The sequence below is a fragment of the Lysobacter sp. Root667 genome, assembly GCF_001427715.1.
In the GTDB taxonomy this organism is placed as follows: domain Bacteria; phylum Pseudomonadota; class Gammaproteobacteria; order Xanthomonadales; family Xanthomonadaceae; genus Lysobacter.
The window spans coordinates 1-16,932 of sequence record NZ_LMHF01000013.1 but is presented as its reverse complement, the minus strand read 5'-3'; the positions used below and the strand labels follow the sequence as shown (position 1 = coordinate 16,932).

Genomic DNA, 16,932 nt, shown 5'->3' with positions numbered 1-16,932 from the left:
AACAAAGCTCACGACAATTCAACCTCCCACTCTCTTCTTTGCCGCGTTCCGTCCCACGCCCTAGTCAGCGATTTTCTCGTGTCCATCTTCCGCATGAACCATTAAGAAAATCGGTCTCGACAGAAACATTCTTCACATTCGCTTGCGGATGCCGCGTCTACTAATGATGCGTCCCACCCGCTGCACCATGCGATGGCACGAGCGAGAAGCTATGGACAAGACTCAAGTCCACGAACCATTACTGCGGGCACTGGAGACCGAGTGCGGCGGCATCAAGATTTGCACGGCAGCGATTAGGGACGCGCAAAACGAGGACCTCTGCAAAGAGTGGGAATATCTGGACGACACAAGAACCCCTGAGCAAGATCGACGCACGACTACGTAGGTAGTCCGAAAGTTCTCCGGTAATTGTTCCCGACCTCGCCCCGTGCCGTGAGCGCTCCGACCGAGGTTGTATGCACATACGGGTGTCCGCCCAGATTTCGCTATGACCAAGACAGCCAAGAACACCCCTTCCTTCTGGCAACGTAACGCGCTGGGCCTTGTGCTCTTCGCGATCTTCGCCGTGTTCCTGTGGGGCCAGATCCTCGCGGGCCACGCCTCGTGGAACGATGAGTTGCTCACGCACGGCTACTCCCCTGTCACGCTGGCCGCCTATTTGCGCAGCGGACATTTCATCTCCGCCACCTTCGAGAACTGGGAGAGCGAGTTCCTGCAGATGGGCATGTACGTACTGCTCACCGTCTGGCTGCGGCAGCACGGCTCGGCCGAGTCAAGACCGTTCCACGAAGATAAGGAAGTGATCGAGGATGGCCCAACGCCATGGCCAGTCCGTATGGGCGGTTGGTGGGCAAGGCTCTATGCCAGTTCCCTGACCATTGCGTTTGCCTTCCTGTTCGTCGGGTCTTTTGTTCTGCATGCGGTGGGCAGCTGGCGACACGAGCTGGACGAACGGCATCTTGCAGGTCAGCCCCCGATTGGAATACTGGAGCATCTCTCCGGCACTACCTTCTGGTTCGAGTCCCTTCAGAACTGGCAAAGCGAGTTCCTCGCGGTGCTTGCGATCGTGATGCTGTCGATTTTCCTGCGCCAGGACAAATCTCCGGAGTCAAAGCCCCTTGCCGCGCCCCATTCACAAACAGGGGCCTAGCGGCTTGATAGAGAGATCGCTGCAGCGTGGCGACCACATCCACCGCACGTCCCGGTGGCGGATCGTAGCTGCGCGTGAACGTCGACACGCGTGGTACGGTGCCCGGGCGCCGCGCACGTAGGAGCTCCGCCGCCGGATCGCCAGCCGCAATATGGTTAGCGGACACCTCGGCATCCACATCGGAAGCTAGCGCAGGCGCAGGCGCAAAGCCCGCGCACGGTTCCCATCCCTTGCTCGCGGCGATGCGACAGCCGCCTGGAAGCGACGCCCGCGCATGGCGGGCGCCGCTCACGATCAGTTCTGCACCACCGCCGGATCGCCGACGATCACTTTGCCGCCGGTGTAACCTCCACCGCCTCCACCGCCGCCCGCACCCGGGTTGTAGCCACCGCCGTCACCGCCGGTTTCGTTGCCGCCACCGCCGACGCCGATGCTGCTGGAACCACCTTCGCGCTCGATACGCCCTTCCTTGCCGTAGAGGCCGAAATCGTCGGTGATGTAGTACTTCGCGCAATAGCTCGCGTTGCAGATGATGTAGGTATCGCCCTTGTTCCAGAACACGTCGCCGAACCAGCGGTAGAACAGCGGTTTCATCTGCTGCACGTAATCTGCGGTGAGCGGATCCGGCTTGGGATAGTCGATCTGGCAGCCGTTATCGCATTCGAACGGACCGCGCTCCGCCGCAACCAGCCAAGCGCAAGCCAACAACAACGGCACGGCCAGGCCGGCCATCGGCAACAGTTTTTTATGGTTTGCAGCACGCATCGTAGATTCCCTTTCCTTGTTGAATGGCCGTAGCCAGTTGCGCCGGTTCCAGTTGGTCGGCGTACGTGTCCAGGTATTGCCGCCCGTACGCGCTCGGCGATGCCATGTCCTTCGCGTAGTAGTAGGCATAGGCCCGGATCGGGTCGCGCGGCGCCAGCACGCCGTAGTGGTAGGCGTCGCTCAGGCTCATCAAGGCCGAGAGACTGCCGCTGGCGGCCGCCTGGCGCAGGTACTGCATCGCCTTGCGGCGATAGGCGATGACCTTCTCGGGGTTCGCCAGCATCTGCGAAGAGTTGCCGACGACCGCCTCGGCGTTGCCGGCATAGGAGAGCTGGGCCATCACCACACCGGCATCCGCGGCCTGCTCCAGCCAGCGCACGTTGTTCTGGTACTGCTCCTGGGTCAGACCGTGGCATTCCGGCGGCGTGCGCGCGATCAATTGCGCCTCCAGGCTGTCGTCCGCGCTCGGCGGCGGCCGGTTGTCGTTGCCGCCACCGTGATAGAGCTGGTAGCGGCATTCCTCGATCTTGATGAACAAATACAAGGCCGCTTCGTTGTCGCCGGCCTCGGCCCGCGGTTGCAGGGCCGCGACCACATCGACCGCGCGACCACGCGGCAGGTCGAAGCTGCGCGAAGGCACCACGCCCCGCCTCACCGCACCGGGGCGACGCGCGCGCACCAGTTCGGCAGCCGGGTCGCCGGCGCCGCCGACCTCGTCCGCGGCGACGGGTTGCGCAGTCAGAGCTGGAACGCTCATACGCGCGACGGGCACGGCATCCACCCGATGTCCGCGCCACCAAACCGCCAGTGCCGCCACCGCCAGCACCGCGGCCATCGCTCCCAACCAACCTCTGCGCCTATCTGCCCGCATTCCCTCGCTCCTCGTGTCCGGTTTGCCGGCCCGCTGGCCGGTACTGACTCGTCGTCTGTCCGCATCGGAAAATTCGCGACTTCGAGTTGCGGAGAGATAAAACACAATCCTAAATTGACATTCAAGACCAATTAAAAGTTGGCGTGCCAGGCGGCGCACCTCAGGTGCCGATGAGGCGTGCGATCCATTGAAGAAATGAGCAAAACGCCGGTCGCGCGCAGGCCCGCACGCGTCGCCGTCCGCTGCGCGCGGCGACTGTCGTATCGTTACGGCATGCAGTCCCTGACCTACCTCAACGGCTACCCGGAGCACGTGCTGGCGCGCGTACGCGAGTTGCTCGCGCAAGGACGCCTGGGCGCGGTGCTACGCGAGCGCTACCCGCAGGCGCACGAGGTTCGCAGCGACCGCGCGCTGTACGAATACACGACCGAACTCAAGGGCCGTTACCTGCGCAAGGCCGAGCCGCTGCACAAGGTGATCTACGACAACCGCCTGCAGGTGATCGGCCAGGCCCTGGGCACGCATACCGCGATCTCGCGGGTGCAGGGCGCCCGTCTCAAGGCCAGCCGCGAGATCCGCATCGCCACGGTGTTCCGCGATGCGCCGGCGGAGTTCCTGAAAATGATCGTGGTGCACGAACTGGCGCACCTGAAGGAAAGCGACCACAACCGCGCCTTCTACCAGCTGTGCACGCACATGGAGCCGGATTACCACCAGCTCGAGTTCGACCTGCGCCTTTACCTCACCGCGCTCGATCTGGAAGACGCCACGCCGGCGGCGCGCGGCTGACGCGCGCGCCATCGGGCCGCATCACGCTATGTCGCGGTTGATGAACTCAGCGACCGCGCCCCGGTCGCGGCGCAACGCTCCGGCTCAGTGCCGCAGCAGCCACGCCGGCAGAGCGAGCACCGCCAGCAAGGCGACGATCGCCGCGACGATCGCCAACACCCGCAGCGGCTCGCGCCGCAGCACGTCGACGAAGGTCTCGGCGCTGCCGTCGCGCAGGGCCGCGTCGTGCTCGGCGCGCGCACGCGCCTGACGCTCGCCCTGGTACTCGGCCATCAGCGCCCGCGCCGCGGCCTCGTCGCGGTCGTAGGCGATCCAGATCCCGCCATAGGAAATGCCCCAGCGACTGGGCCGGGTCTCGTAGAACTCGATGCGGTGCGCGTCCAGCAGCGCGCGCACGTCGGCGGCCTCGTCCTCGGGCACCTGGCGCAGATTCAGCAGCAGTTTCGACATGCGCCGATGATACCGCGCCGGCTTCTTCAACTGCCGCTTACATCGCCCGCGCTACCTTGGCCGAAATCCGCGACCGCAGGAGCGCCCGCATGTATCGTCCTTCCTCCATCGCCACGCCCCGACGCCTCGGCGAGCGCGCGTGAGCGAACACCACGACTACACCTACGGCATCGAGGAGGAGTATTTTCTCGTCCGCCCCGGCGCCCACGGCCTGGCCACGCGGGTGCCGGCGGAACTGCTCAGGCAGGCCCGGCGCGAACTCGGCGACTCGGTCGCCAACGAACTGCTGCAATCGCAGATCGAAATCTCCAGCCCGATCCTGCGCGACGCCGGCGAGGCCGAGCGCAGCCTGATCGGCCTGCGCAGCGCGCTGTCGCAGGTCGCCGCGCGCTTCGATCTGGGCCTGGTCGCGGCCGGCACTCACCCCTTGGGCGTGTGGCGCGAACAGGAGCGCAGCCCGCGCTCGCATTACCGGCGGCTGATGGAGGACTTCCAGATCGTCGCCCGCCGCAGCCTGGTCTGCGGCCTGCACGTGCACGTGCAACTGCCGCCGGGCGTGGACCGGGTGCGGGTGATGAACCGGATGATGCGCTGGCTGCCGCTGTTCCTGGCGCTGTCGACCTCCTCGCCGTTCTGGAACCGCTCGCGCACCGGCCTGCTCAGCTACCGCCAGGCCGTCTACGACGAATGGCCGCGCACCGGCGTGCCGGATTTCTTCGCCGACGAGGCCGAGTACGACGCCCTCGCCGCCCTGCTGACCCGGGTCCATGCGATCAACGACGCGCGCTCGCTGTGGTGGGGCATCCGGCCCTCGCCGCGCTTCCCCACCCTGGAGCTGCGCATCGCCGACTGCTGCACCCGGGTCCGCGACGCCCTGGCGATCGCCGCACTGTACCGCTGCCTGCTGCGCTACCTGGTGCGCTGCCCCGACGACGACCCGCCGCGCAGCGCCCTGACCCGGCGCGTGATCGACGAGAACCGCTGGCGCGCCAAGCGCTTCGGCACCGAAGCCAAGTTCTTCGACGAAAGCGGCGCCGACCCCGAACCGCTGCCGCAGATGCTGGCGCGGCTGCGCGAACTGTGCGCGCAGGACATCCGTGCCCTGGACAGCACCGCCGCGCTGGCGCCGCTGGATGCGATCGTCGCCCAGGGCAGCAGCGCCCATGCGCAACTGGCGCTGTACCGCGAACAACGCGACCGCGGCCTGGGCCGCGTACCCTCGCTGGAGGCGGTGGTCGATTGGCTGCGCACCACCACCGCGGCGAGCGACTGAGCCGTCGGCCCGCTCCTACCGATCATGTCCCCATCGAGGCCCGTATGAACGCCACGCCGCGCAAACTGATGATCGGCCTGTCGCCGCGCCTGATGCGCAACCTGCCCGCGCAGTACGGCTTCCGCAACAAGACCCTGCAGTACCTGGAACAGTCGATGGCGCATTGGGTGATGTCGGCCGGCGCGCTGGTGGCGATGATCCCCACCGTCGATCCCGACGGCGACGTCCAGCGCAGCGACCTGTCGGTGCGCGAATACGCGCAGTCCTTCGACGGCCTGATCCTGCAGGGCGGTGCCGACATCGATCCGGTCGCTTATGGCGAGCAGCCCAGCGAGCTGCTGCAGACCACCGACCCGGTGCGCGACCGCTTCGAACTGTCGCTGCTGCGCGCCTTCGCCGCCGCCGGCAAGCCGGTGCTCGGCGTCTGTCGCGGTATGCAGCTGATCAACGTCGCCTATGGCGGCAGCCTGTACCAGGATCTGGTCGCCGGCGGCGCCACCCGCAACCAGCACTACCTGCCCGACCGCTACGACGAACACGCCCATCCGCTGCGCATCGAAGCCGGCGGCTGGCTGGCCGCGCTGTACCCGCCGCAGGAAGGCACGCGGGTGAATTCGATCCATCACCAGGGCATCCGCCGGCTCGGCGACGGCCTCCACGTCGAGGCCTGGTCGGAGGACGGCATCCCCGAATGCATACGCGCGCCCAATGCCGCCTTCGTGGTCGGCGTTCAATGGCATCCGGAATTCCACGACGCGCGCTTTCCCGAACTGATGCCCGGGCGGCCGCTGCTGGACGCGTTCCTGGCCGCGGCCGGCGCCGGCCGGCGCGGCGACGGCGGCTGAGCCGCATCGCCGCGTCGCAGGACTCAAACCGCGGCGGTCACCACGATCTCGATCTTCCAGTTCGGATTCGCCAGCGCCGCCTGCACGGTCGCGCGCGGCGGCGTGCGGCCGGCCACCACCCACTGGTCCCAGACTGCGTTCATGCCCGCGAAATCGGCGATGTCGGCCAGGTAGATCTGCGCGCGCAGGATCCGCGACTTGTCGCTGCCGGCCTGCGCCAGCAAGGCGTCGATCGCGGCCAGCACCTGCCGGGTCTGCCCGCCGATATCGGCGTGTTCGTCGTCGGCGATCTGCCCGGCCAGGTACACCGTACCGTTATGCACGGCCATTTCCGACATGCGTGGACCGACTTCGTAGCGCTGGATCATGCTGCACCTCGCTCAGTGGGGACGGCCAGTATCGCCCATCCGGCGCCGCGGCCCGGCGCCGCGAACCGGCGCGCGAGGGCCGCGTCAGCCGCGCGTAGCCCGCAACGCCGACAGCAAGGCGAGCAGATTGTCCGGCACGTCCGACTGGGCGATCTTCTGCATCGACCCCGGCTCGCTGCCGGCGACCACACGGAAGCTGCGCTGGTCGTAGACGATGTAGTGCACCCGCCCCAGATGCGAGGTCTGCGCGATCGTGTCGGCGATGTCGTCCGCGGTCGCGTTGTCGACGCTCACGCCGTCGCCGAGTTCGTCGGTGTGCAGCAGGATCTCCATATCGTTACCCCCTGATGGATGTGCGGGCGTAGCGCGCCCGCATCGCAGCCGCGCCCGCCGGCCGGCGCTCAATCCGCGGCGTCGGCGTAGCGGCGCACGACTTCGTACAGGAAACGCCGCCCGTCCAGCAGCGAGCGCACCCGGATACGTTCGTTGAGACCGTGCGCACGGCTGCCCTCGGCATCGTGGAACAGGCCCGACAGGCCATAGGTGGGGATGCCGGCGGCATTGAGGAAGCGGCCGTCGGTGGCGCCGGTGGACATGGTCGGCACGATCGCGACCCCGGGCCAGATCGTATCGGCGACTTCGCGCACCGGGCCGAGGATCTTCGGCGACAGCGGCGGCGCGGAGGTCGCCATGCCGGGCTCGCCGCGCGGCGCCACCTTGATGCGTTCGTCGGCGAGCACGCGCACCAGGGTCTGGCGCACTTCCTCGACCGGCACGCCCGGCAGGATCCGGCAATTGACGTTGGCACGCACCTGCTGCGGCAGCGCGTTGGACGCATGGCCGCCCTCGATCTGGGTCGCCACGCAGGTGGTGCGCAGCGTGCTGTTCCAGCCTGGGTTGATCGTCCACAGGCGATCGGCCGCGGCCGCGTCGGCCGGATCGGCCAGCACCGCGCGCATGTCGGCGGCAACCGCTGGCGCCGACAGCCGCGCCTGCGCTTCGAAGTAGCCGCGCGTGACCGGGTTCAGCGCGATCGGGAACTGGTAGGCGCCCAGCCGCTCCAGACCGCCGGCCAGATGGGTGATCGGATTGTCGCGGGTCGGTCGCGAACTGTGCCCGCCGACATCGCTCGCGCTGAGTTCGAAGTCCTGATAGACCTTCTCCCCGGCCTGCACCTGCAGCGCCAGCGGCTTGCCGTCGCGCAGTTCGCCGCCGGCGCCTTCGTTGAGCACGAACGCGGCCGCCAAGGTCTCGGGCTGGGTCTCCATCAGCCACTTCACGCTGTTGAACACGTCCGGCGATTCCTCGCCGCAGGTCAGGGCCAGCTTGATGTCGCGCCGCGGCACGTAGCCGGCCTGGCGGTAGCGCACCAGATTGTCGGTGAAGATCGCCGCCATCGCCTTGTCGTCGCTGGCGCCGCGCGCATAGAACCAGCCGTCTTCCTCGACCAGGGTGAACGGGTCGCGCTGCCAGTCCTCGCGCCGTGCCTCGACCACGTCGATGTGGGCCAGCAGCAATAGCGGCTTGAGCTTGGAATCGCGGCCGCGCAGCACCGCGACCAAGGCGCCGGCCTGCGGGCGGTCGCTGGGCGCGAGGATGCGCGAGTCCTGCGCCGGCAGGCCGGCCGCGAGCAAACGCGCCTGCATCGCCTGCGCCGCGCGCGTGCAACTGCCGACCGAGCGGGTGGTGTTGATCTCGACCAGTTCGCGGTACAGGGCGCGGAACGCGGCCTCATCCGGCGCCGGTGCGGCCGCCGCCGCGCCCGCCCACAACGCGGCCATCGCCGCGACCATGCTGACACCCGTTAGCGAACGCGACATGCCTGGTTCCTCTGCCGAAAAAAACGACAGTGCCGTCCGCCCGAGGGCGCCGCAAGTGCCGCGATCGCGACTCCGGTCGCGACCGCGGCGAGCCCGGCTATTTCTTGCGCCGGTAGCGCACCGACATCACCGGCTGCCACTGCCCGGCGTCGCCGAGCATGCGCGAGCGCAGTTCGTGATGGTCGTCGTCGACCAGCTCGATGATGTCCTGGAAGTCGCGGATCCGGCCGCTGTCGAAATCCGGACCGCGGGTGTCGAGGGTGAGCGTGCGCCCGTCGGCGCCGACCGAACCCTCGTAGACCCACAGGCTGGACAGCATGCTGCCGGCGAAGGCGCCGACGTAGCGGCCTTTGGCCGGGTCGTAGCCCAGGGTGATCTGCATGATCGACGCCTCCGGCGATTCGCTGCGCGCCTCGCACCGGATCCAGAGCTCGCCGATCTTGCTCACCGTCTGCTGCGATCGCCAGGTGGTCGGCGCTTCGCCGGGCGCCCCGGGTATCTCGCCCTCGCCCACCCATTCGCCGAGCAATCGTTGCAACCAGCGATGCTCGGCTTGCGGTTCGTTGTTCATGGTCCTGTCCTCGAGGAGCCCAAGCCGCGGCGGCCTGGCGCTCCCTCCAGTGGATGTTGCCGGTGATGCGATCCGTGCCCGACCTGCGACCGGCTCACTTGGCCTGCGCGACCGCCTCGACCTGGATGCGCAGCGTCACGTCCATGCTGAAACCCCAGTCCTTGCCGGCATCGATACCGAAGGCATCGCGCTGGAAGCTGGCGCTGGCGTCGGCGCCGCAGAGCTCGCGCTTGAGCATCGGATGCGGAATGCACTTGAAGGAATTGATCTTCAGTTCCAGCGGCTTGGTCACGCCGTGCAGGGTGAGTTCGCCGACGACCTTGGTCGGCGCGCCATCGACGAAACCTTCGAGCTTGCCCTTGTAGGTCGCGGTCGGGTACTTGGCGACGTCGAACAGGGTGTCGCCGCGCGCGTGCTCGTTCATCTTGTCGTGACCGTAGTCGATGCTGTTGGTGTCGACCACCACCTCGACCGTGCCGGTGCCCTTGGCCTTGTCGAGCACGACCTTGCCGCTGGACGAGTTGAATTTGCCGCGCCAGACCGAGACGCCCATGTGCGAGGCCTCGAAGCTGGGATAGGTGTGGTCGGGGTCGATCTCGTAGGTCGTCGGCGCGGCCACGGCCGATGCGCTGGCGATAAATGCTATCGGGATCAAATACTTGAGCGACTTCATTGCGACGTTCCTTCGATCCGGGGTTGGGGCCGAAACGCTAGCACCGCGCCGTCTCGCCCGGCAACCGCAATCGTCGGAAAAAAATTTCGCGGGTCGTGTCGATTCCGCGCCCCGGCCTTCGTCGCCCTGAGTAAGAGCGCCGCACTGACACCGCACACCGCGGCCAGCGCTCCCCACCCAACCAGGAGACAGGGCCATGCGATTCATGCTGATAGTCAAATCCGACGACGCTGCCGAAGCCGGGCAAATGCCCAGCGAAGAACTGCTGACCGCGATGGGCAAGTACAACGAGGAGCTGGTCAAGGCCGGCGTGCTGCTGGCCGGCGAAGGCCTGCATCCCTCTTCCAAGGGCGCGCGCGTGCGTTTCTCCGGCCAGCGCCGCAGCGTCGTCGACGGTCCTTTCCCGGAGGCCAAGGAACTGATCGGCGGCTTCTGGCTGATCCAGGTCAAGTCCAAGGAAGAGGCGATCGAGTGGGTGAAGCGTTGCCCGAACCCGACCGGTGGCGAATCGGAAATCGAGATCCGCCAGGTGTTCGAGGCCGAGGATTTCGGCGCCGAACTCACCCCGGAACTGCGCGAACAGGAACAACGCCTGCGCGTCCAAGCCGCCAAGCACTGAGCACCGCCCGGAAACGGTTCGCCGCCTATGTCGATCGCGCGCGCCGCCGTTCGTCGCATTCGTACAGTCCGTCGAAAACATTCGCCTTCCCCACCACGGAGTCACCGATGAAGTTCCTGTCCATCTACACGCCCGACACCAGCAAGCCCGCCGACTTCGGTCCCGACAAACAGCAGCGCATGGGCGAGCTGATCCAGCAGGGCTTCAGCGACGGCAGCCTGCTGCACACCGGCGGCCTGCTCGCCCAAGGCAGCGCCCGCATCGGCCTGAGCGGCGGAAAGATCACCGTCACCGACGGCCCCTACGCCGAGGCCAAGGAAGTGATCGCCGGCTACGCCCTGATCGAGGTCGAGTCCTTCGAATCCGCGGTCGAGTACGCCAAGCGTTTCCTCGACATCGCCGGCGACGGCGTGAGCGAGCTGCACCGCATCGTCGACGGCGACATGAACTGCACCTAGTCCCCAAAAACAGGAGTCACCCATGTACCTCGCCCCCTACCTCACCTACGACGGCAACGCCGAAGCCGCGTTCCAGCGTTACGCCGAACTGCTCGGCGGCAAGATCGAACTGCTGCTGCGCTACGGCGAAGCCCCCGACAGCAGCTGCGACTCTTTGTCGGATGCAGAAAAGAACAAGGTCATGCACGTCCGCCTGGCCGCCAAGGACTGGGTGTTGATGGCCTCCGACGCGGGTACCCACTACCCCTATGACGGCGTCAAGGGCATGTCGGTCTCGCTCAACGTCGATTCCGCCGCCGATGCCGAACGCATCTTCCAGGGTCTGTCCGAAGGCGGCCAAGTCACCATGCCGCTGCAGCAGACGTTCTGGGCCGAGCGCTTCGGCTGCGTGACCGACGCCTACGGCGTGCCGTGGCTGATCAACTTCGAAAAGAAAGCCTGATCGCTTGCGCGCGCCGCTCGCATAGCGGCGGCGCGCGCTCGGCCATCGTCACCGGCCTCGCTCGCCCCCCTGCGCTACAAACCGACCTTCGGCGTGCCTTGCGGCGCCTGCCGCCGCCCCCTCTTTGCGCCACCACAGGAGATGCACCATGCGCTTCATGATGCTGATGATTCCCCAAGGCTACGAACAAGCCGCGCCCGGCACCTTGCCGCCCGCCGACCGCGTCGCGACGATGATGAAGTACAACGAGACCCTGCAGCAGGCCGGCGTGCTGGTCGCGCTGGACGGCCTGCACCCGCCCTCGATGGGCGCACGCGTGTCCTTCGCCGGCGGCAAGCCGAAAGTCACCGATGGCCCCTTCAGCGAATCCAAGGAAGTGCTGGGCGGCTACTGGATGATCCAGGTCGCATCGCGAGACGAAGCGATCGCCTGGGCCTCACGCTGCCCGGCCGCGGAAAACGAGACCATCGAAATCCGCCAGGTGATGGATTTCGAGGACTTCCCCGCCGATGTCCAGGAGGCCGGATCCGGTTTCCGCGACATGCACGGCGATAGCGCTCAACGCAACTGATCGGACACCGCCCACATGCTCGTCATCATCCTGTCCTTGCTCGCCCTGCTCGTGATCGCTGTGCTGGCCTACGCCGCGACCCGTCCCGATACCTTGCGGATCGAACGCAGCCTGGTCATCCATGCCCCGGCCGAGACCATCCTCGCCCACGTCAACGATTTCCACCGCTGGCGCGATTGGTCGCCCTACGAAAAACTCGAACCGGACATGCGGCGCGAGATCGGCGGCGCCCCCAGCGGCGTCGGCGCCACCTACGCCTGGCAGGGTCAGGGCAAGGCCGGCGCCGGACGCATGGAGATCACCGACGCCCGCCCCGACCGCACCACCATCCAGCTCGATTTCAGCAAACCCTTCGTCAGCCACAACATCGCCGAGTTCGCCGCGAACGCCCAGGCCGGCGGCACCCGCGTGACCTGGTCGATGCAGGGGCCCGCTGCCTACATGACCAAACTCATGGGCGTTTTCTTCAACATGGATCGTATGATCGGACGCGACTTCGAGACCGGCCTGGCCGCGCTCAAGGTCCAGTCCGAAAAGTAGCCCGCCCCTTCCCACTCTGGACGTCCGACCGCATCCGATGACCACCGACACCCATCGCGCCATCGATGCCGTCTGGCGTATCGAATCGCCGCGCCTGATCGCCGGCCTGGCGCGCATGGTGCGCGACGTCGGTCTGGCCGAGGAACTCGCCCAGGACGCCCTGGTCGCCGCGCTGGAGCGTTGGCCCGAAACCGGCGTGCCCGACAACCCAGGCGCCTGGCTGATGGCCACCGCCAAGCACCGCGCCATCGACCGCCTGCGCCGCAGCAAGCTGCAGCAGCGCAAGTACGAAGAACTGGGCTACGAACTCGAAGACTGGCAGGACGACGCCGAGGCCGCGTTCGAGGCGGCCATCGACGACGACATCGGCGACGACCTGCTGCGCCTGGTGTTCACCGCCTGCCATCCGGTGCTGTCCACCGAAGCGCGCGTCGCTCTAACCTTGCGCCTGCTCGGCGGCCTGACCACCGACGAGATCGCGCGCGCCTTCCTGGTCCCCGAACCGACCGTGGCGCAACGGATCGTCCGCGCCAAACGCACCTTGGCCGAAGCGCGGGTGCCGTTCGAAGTGCCGCGCGGCGACGAACTCGCCGAACGCCTGGCTTCGGTGCTGGCGGTGATCTACCTGATCTTCAACGAAGGCTACTCGGCCACCGCCGGCGACGACTGGATGCGCCCGGCCCTATGCGAGGAAGCCCTGCGCCTGGGCCGCATCGTCGCCGAACTGGTGCCGCGCGAACCTGAGGTACACGGCTTGGCCGCGCTGATGGAGATCCAGGCCTCGCGTTCGCGCGCTCGCGTCGACCCCAATGGCGCACCGGTGCTGCTGCTGGACCAGGACCGCGCACGCTGGGACCAGGTCCTGATCCGGCGCGGACTGACCGCCTTGGAACGCGCCGAAAAACTCGGCGGCGCTCGTGGCCCGTATGCATTGCAAGCCGCAATCGCCGCCTGCCACGCCCGCGCCCGCACTGGCGACGAAACCGACTGGGCCCGCATCGCTGCCCTCTACGACGCCCTGGCCCAACTCGCGCCGTCGCCCGTGATCGAACTCAACCGCGCCGTCGCCCTGGCAATGGCCTTCGGCCCCGCCGCCGGCCTGGAACTGGCCGACACCCTGCTCGACGAACCGTCGATGAAGAGCTACCACCTGCTGCCGAGCGTGCGTGGAGATTTCCTGGCCAAGCTAGGCCGCTATCAGGAAGCGCATGCCGAGTTCAAACGCGCTGCGTCGCTTACGCGTAATGCGCGCGAGCGCGAGTTGCTGACGGACCGGGCGGCCGCGTGTGCGCGTAGCATCGCGACGCATAAGCGCGAGTAACTGGCGCGACGCGGCGACGGCTCGGTCCGTATCGGTCCGACGAGATCGGTCGTATCGCGGAATGGCGCTCTGTCCACGTCGCGTACGAATCAATACGTCGGGCCGCCCACGTCGAGCACGTACTCGAAGTTCTGGACCATGTTGCCGTAGCCGTCTTCGTCCGCGTCGCCACGGCCGTAGTTCGCGCCCACCACCAGGGTATGCCGCCCCGGCTTCATCGGCGGCAGCAGCAGCCAATAGCCATCGCTGGCCGCGATCACCGCGGCAGTGCCGTCGTTCTCATCGTCGCCGAACGCATCGAAGCACCCCTCGGTGCGCGCCCGATAGCGCTTCGGGTCGGTCACCTGGACGCCGTCGATCAGCACCACCGCGCTGCGCAGGGCATCGTTATTCAACGCCAGCCCGTCCAGTAGCGAACGGCACTCCGCGGCGCGCTGCCGCGTCGCAATCCGATAGCGGGTGCGCTGGTACAGATTGATGATGGGCAGGAACACATGCTTGCCGACCGGCACCGAACACCGCCGCTTCACGTTCGCACTGCCGTCGGTCCCGGCCAGAAACCACACCGGCCCGTCCTGCGCGACCGCACACCATCGTCCGTCGGGATCGCGGTAAGGCTCCATCCCGCCCGGGAAGCGGTCGGTCCAGCGCCACCAGCGCGCGCTGAGCTCGGCATAACCCAGGCCCTCGATCTTGGTATTCAAGGGCAGGACCGTTGCGGCGGCTGCGGGCTTCGGCGGCGCGGCGATTGCCGAGGTCGCGCATAACAAGCCGGCCCAAACCAACAGGCTACCGATGACGCGCCGATTGCTCATATCTGTTCTCATCCAATGCCGCCAGTAACCGTTCATCCCCGTCCTTCGACAGTCGTACCTCCCGCCAGCTGACAAGGCCACTCGCCGTGAACCAGCCGAACCATAAACCGTGGCTCGCTCCAACCTTGCCGATCGCTCGCTAGGGCTTCGCTGAGGTGCGACCGGCTTCATTTCCGCGCCGGACCTCAGCCTCAGGCGGGAATGCATCGCGCAACAACTGCGGCGAAAGCGTCCGATAGATAGTGCTGTGCGACAGATCCGGCCGGGGGCCGTAACGCCATCTCAGCCCTTCCGGCGCCGCCGCAGGCAGCGCATCGGCCAGCCGCGCCGTCTGCGGCGCGATATTGTCTTCATTGGCCGACGACAGGAACAAGGTCCGTCCCGCGAACCCGCCCACCTTCAAACGCCGCTCGGCCTCGAGCATCAGCGCATCCTGGTTCCACCACAGACTGGGACTCATCGCGATATAGACATCGAACAGCTTCGGCTGCTCGAAGAAGGTCTCGACCACTAACAACCCCGCCAAAGACTCGCCGATGATCCCGGTCTCGTCGCTCACCCTATTAGGAAAAGACTTAGCACAGAGATCTCCGACCTCCCAGACCGCAACAATAGGCTGCTACTTCCGCACCGCAGGCGACTCACCCACCATCCGACACGGGCGCCATGGATCTTGAGGAACCGGCTCCGGCAGCGGCTGTCCTTACCAGCATCACGCTCTACAGACGCTAATGTAGGAAACCCGCGACACCCAGCACGCGACTTTCCTGACCAACGACATCTGGCGCCCGCTCGACCCAATCCTTGCGGCACTCGAATGAGCAGCCTGTGCATGGGACCATAAGGACGTCAGTGGCATGCGACCAGCATCCACACCTTCGCACGGGCGCCGCAATAAAAATATGATCTCGCTTTCAGGCAAGTGTTGGACAGCGGAAGCGCTTGTTCGTTGATCACACCCTAGTCGTTCAATTGAATGACCCCGAGGTCGATAGGATCATTATAATTCTCAGACCCAACTATCTCGAACTCCCTCGAAGAAAAAGTTTGCCGAACCCCTCTACAATGAACGGCAATATGAAATCTATTTACTCCCGGCGCAACAGTAAATGATGCGAGAAACGCACCGTCTGCCGATTGCCAATCGAGCACTCTCCCCTCACGATCGAGTCTCTCAACCGTGCACTCTTCTCGTAGCGAGCCATCAGCAGCCACAATTCTACCTCGCACCTTGAATCCAGCATCCGCGACGCAAGACGCCAACAGCGCAACAGAAAGTGCTGCAGCTAACAATAGCTTCATCCTCACCCCCTTATGGCGTTCTTAGATACTCGAACTGCTTGAGATTATCTCTTGCGAAACCCTTTGCTTGCAACTCAAACCTATTTTTATCATAACCACCCTGCCTCACATTCTCAAAAATATAACCCAATCCAGTGAGCGCCCCCGGATTCCATTGCTTAATCACATGGAAATACTCTTCCAACATAGTTCGGGGATCACTCATAAAAGACTCACCACTACCCGCGACAAATATTACGTTTACTCCAGTAGTAGCGACTGCGCCATACAATTTAGACTTGGGCGAGTTGCTAAGCACCTGCACATTCGAAATAGCTTCCACTGGCACGCCAAGCAATTGAGATAGCGCCCATTTATCCTGACCAGGGAGATTAACAGGAACACTAATGGGCTTCCTATCCCTCACCCCACCGTTGAAAGCCACTGAAGAAACGCCAGGGGCCCCGTTTTGACTAGTCCCTTCGGCCAGCACCTTGCCGTTTCCTGCGAAGATTGACCCACGAGCAGATGCGGCCACCCCATTAATTGCACCTGCAGACTGCCCGCTAGATATGCGGCAAGTAGTGTCCGTGCCGCATGCCTTCGTTTGATTGTCTTTATTCTTTTCTTCGCGCCCGTCAGGATCTATGAAGCGATAAGGGTTGTTTGCCGCGTATTTATACCTATTAAAGTTAATTCCAGTACCGCTAGCACCAACAGGGTCAACACTCAGAAATCTCCCAATAGATGGATCGTAGTACCGCTGTTGCATATATGTCAGCCCGGTTGCGCCATCCATCACATGGCCGGTATAGCCGATACCATCGACCGTCTTGTTGATCGCACTGCCATAGGGCTCGTAGTTCGTGCGCTCGATCAATGCCCCTGCGGTATCGGTCGTTGCCACCGGGCTGCCTAGTGCGTCGGTGTGCTGGTACTTGGTCGCAATGATGGTGTTGCTCGGCCAGTTGTGATCGATCGTCGCGATCACGCTGCCGCTTAGGTACACATTCTCCTGCGTCGTCTGCACCCCGCCGGCCGTCAGCTTCGAGCTGAACAGGTATTGCCCGGCCTGGCTGTACTGGAACCACTCTTGCAGGCCGTTGTCCTTCTGGATCTTCGAGCGACGGCCGTGGCCGTCGTAGCGATAGTTCTCCTTGCCCATCACCCAGCGCAGACGATTGCCGTAGTCGAAGCCGTATTGCTGGCCATTCTTGTTGTTCAGATTGCCCTGCACGTCGTAGCTCAGGCCCACCACGCTGGCGCCGCCGCTGTTCTGGACATTGGTCAGGCGGTTGTTCGTGTCGTAC

Annotated in this window: 21 protein-coding genes; 10 read left to right on the top strand and 11 right to left on the bottom strand. The window is 65.4% G+C overall.

Annotated features, from left to right (window positions below; translation table 11 throughout):
* Positions 1–487: 487 nt before the first annotated feature.
* The gene (locus ASD78_RS12780; protein WP_056101973.1) at positions 488–1,150 is read left to right on the top strand and encodes a DUF6766 family protein; all 663 of its coding nucleotides are present in this window, start codon (positions 488–490) and stop codon (positions 1,148–1,150) included.
* Between the two features lie 294 nt (positions 1,151–1,444).
* Here the strand turns inward: ASD78_RS12780 and ASD78_RS12775 are convergent, their stop codons facing one another.
* Together ASD78_RS12775 and ASD78_RS12770 are read right to left on the bottom strand one after the other, a co-directional pair.
* Positions 1,445–1,915, bottom strand: a complete 471-nt coding sequence (locus ASD78_RS12775) for a hypothetical protein (RefSeq protein ID WP_156087748.1) — start codon at positions 1,913–1,915, stop codon at positions 1,445–1,447.
* A complete protein-coding gene (locus tag ASD78_RS12770) occupies positions 1,896–2,750 on the bottom strand; it encodes a sel1 repeat family protein (protein ID WP_056101968.1) in 855 nt (284 codons plus the stop codon). The genes ASD78_RS12775 and ASD78_RS12770 overlap by 20 nt, the downstream gene beginning before the upstream one ends.
* Before the next feature lie 309 nt (positions 2,751–3,059).
* Between ASD78_RS12770 and ASD78_RS12765 the strand changes: the two genes are divergently transcribed.
* Positions 3,060–3,575, top strand: a complete 516-nt coding sequence (locus tag ASD78_RS12765; protein WP_056102896.1) for a M48 family metallopeptidase — start codon at positions 3,060–3,062, stop codon at positions 3,573–3,575.
* Positions 3,576–3,659: 84 nt separating this feature from the next.
* Here the strand turns inward: ASD78_RS12765 and ASD78_RS12760 are convergent, their stop codons facing one another.
* Positions 3,660–4,025, bottom strand: coding sequence for a DUF6164 family protein (locus tag ASD78_RS12760; RefSeq protein ID WP_056101966.1), 366 nt, complete (start codon positions 4,023–4,025; stop codon positions 3,660–3,662).
* Positions 4,026–4,164: 139 nt separating this feature from the next.
* Here ASD78_RS12760 and ASD78_RS12755 point away from each other — a divergent pair, with 139 nt between their 5' ends.
* Both ASD78_RS12755 and ASD78_RS12750 read left to right on the top strand, forming a co-directional pair.
* Complete coding sequence (locus ASD78_RS12755; protein ID WP_056101963.1) at positions 4,165–5,298, top strand: carboxylate-amine ligase; 1,134 nt, start codon at positions 4,165–4,167, stop codon at positions 5,296–5,298.
* Positions 5,299–5,342: 44 nt separating this feature from the next.
* On the top strand, positions 5,343–6,143 hold the full coding sequence (locus tag ASD78_RS12750) for a type 1 glutamine amidotransferase (protein ID WP_056101960.1): 801 nt from the start codon (positions 5,343–5,345) through the stop codon (positions 6,141–6,143).
* Between the two features lie 23 nt (positions 6,144–6,166).
* On the opposite strand, the gene ASD78_RS12745 is transcribed toward ASD78_RS12750, so the two are convergent.
* The 5 genes from ASD78_RS12745 to ASD78_RS12725 all read right to left on the bottom strand — a co-directional run bounded on the left by ASD78_RS12745 (position 6,167) and on the right by ASD78_RS12725 (position 9,575).
* Positions 6,167–6,511, bottom strand: coding sequence for a RidA family protein (locus ASD78_RS12745; RefSeq protein WP_055906000.1), 345 nt, complete (start codon positions 6,509–6,511; stop codon positions 6,167–6,169).
* A gap of 84 nt (positions 6,512–6,595) precedes the next feature.
* Positions 6,596–6,844 (bottom strand): hypothetical protein, encoded by a 249-nt coding sequence (locus ASD78_RS12740; RefSeq protein WP_055905997.1) that lies wholly within the window; start codon positions 6,842–6,844, stop codon positions 6,596–6,598.
* A gap of 68 nt (positions 6,845–6,912) precedes the next feature.
* Positions 6,913–8,331, bottom strand: a complete 1,419-nt coding sequence (locus ASD78_RS12735; protein WP_056101958.1) for a M20/M25/M40 family metallo-hydrolase — start codon at positions 8,329–8,331, stop codon at positions 6,913–6,915.
* Positions 8,332–8,428: 97 nt separating this feature from the next.
* A complete protein-coding gene (locus ASD78_RS12730) occupies positions 8,429–8,902 on the bottom strand; it encodes a DUF1579 domain-containing protein (RefSeq protein WP_056101955.1) in 474 nt (157 codons plus the stop codon).
* A 94-nt stretch (positions 8,903–8,996) separates the two neighbouring features.
* Positions 8,997–9,575 carry a YceI family protein gene (locus tag ASD78_RS12725; RefSeq protein ID WP_056101952.1) on the bottom strand — a complete coding sequence of 193 codons (579 nt, stop codon included), beginning with the start codon at positions 9,573–9,575 and terminating at the stop codon, positions 8,997–8,999.
* A 196-nt stretch (positions 9,576–9,771) separates the two neighbouring features.
* On the opposite strand from ASD78_RS12725, the gene ASD78_RS12720 reads away from it, so the two are divergent.
* The 6 genes from ASD78_RS12720 (at position 9,772) to ASD78_RS12695 (ending at position 13,526) form a co-directional block, all read left to right on the top strand.
* A complete protein-coding gene (locus tag ASD78_RS12720; protein ID WP_056101950.1) occupies positions 9,772–10,194 on the top strand; it encodes a YciI family protein in 423 nt (140 codons plus the stop codon).
* 107 nt (positions 10,195–10,301) lie between these two features.
* On the top strand, positions 10,302–10,652 hold the full coding sequence (locus ASD78_RS12715) for a YciI family protein (protein ID WP_082575613.1): 351 nt from the start codon (positions 10,302–10,304) through the stop codon (positions 10,650–10,652).
* Between the two features lie 22 nt (positions 10,653–10,674).
* Positions 10,675–11,094, top strand: a complete 420-nt coding sequence (locus tag ASD78_RS12710) for a VOC family protein (protein ID WP_056101947.1) — start codon at positions 10,675–10,677, stop codon at positions 11,092–11,094.
* A 148-nt stretch (positions 11,095–11,242) separates the two neighbouring features.
* The gene (locus tag ASD78_RS12705; RefSeq protein WP_056101944.1) at positions 11,243–11,665 is read left to right on the top strand and encodes a YciI family protein; all 423 of its coding nucleotides are present in this window, start codon (positions 11,243–11,245) and stop codon (positions 11,663–11,665) included.
* A gap of 15 nt (positions 11,666–11,680) precedes the next feature.
* Positions 11,681–12,205 carry an SRPBCC family protein gene (locus ASD78_RS12700; RefSeq protein ID WP_056101940.1) on the top strand — a complete coding sequence of 175 codons (525 nt, stop codon included), beginning with the start codon at positions 11,681–11,683 and terminating at the stop codon, positions 12,203–12,205.
* A gap of 37 nt (positions 12,206–12,242) precedes the next feature.
* Entirely contained in the window at positions 12,243–13,526 is a 1,284-nt protein-coding gene (locus tag ASD78_RS12695; RefSeq protein WP_056101935.1) for an RNA polymerase sigma factor, read from the top strand.
* A gap of 89 nt (positions 13,527–13,615) precedes the next feature.
* Here ASD78_RS12695 and ASD78_RS12690 read toward each other — a convergent pair whose 3' ends face one another.
* From ASD78_RS12690 to ASD78_RS20095, 3 genes are all read right to left on the bottom strand, one after another.
* Positions 13,616–14,377, bottom strand: coding sequence for a hypothetical protein (locus ASD78_RS12690; protein ID WP_235566497.1), 762 nt, complete (start codon positions 14,375–14,377; stop codon positions 13,616–13,618).
* Positions 14,378–14,480: 103 nt separating this feature from the next.
* Positions 14,481–14,900, bottom strand: a complete 420-nt coding sequence (locus ASD78_RS12685; protein WP_056101933.1) for a hypothetical protein — start codon at positions 14,898–14,900, stop codon at positions 14,481–14,483.
* A gap of 753 nt (positions 14,901–15,653) precedes the next feature.
* On the bottom strand, positions 15,654–16,932 hold a 1,279-nt coding region (locus ASD78_RS20095), incomplete at its 5' end, for an RHS repeat-associated core domain-containing protein (protein ID WP_235566496.1).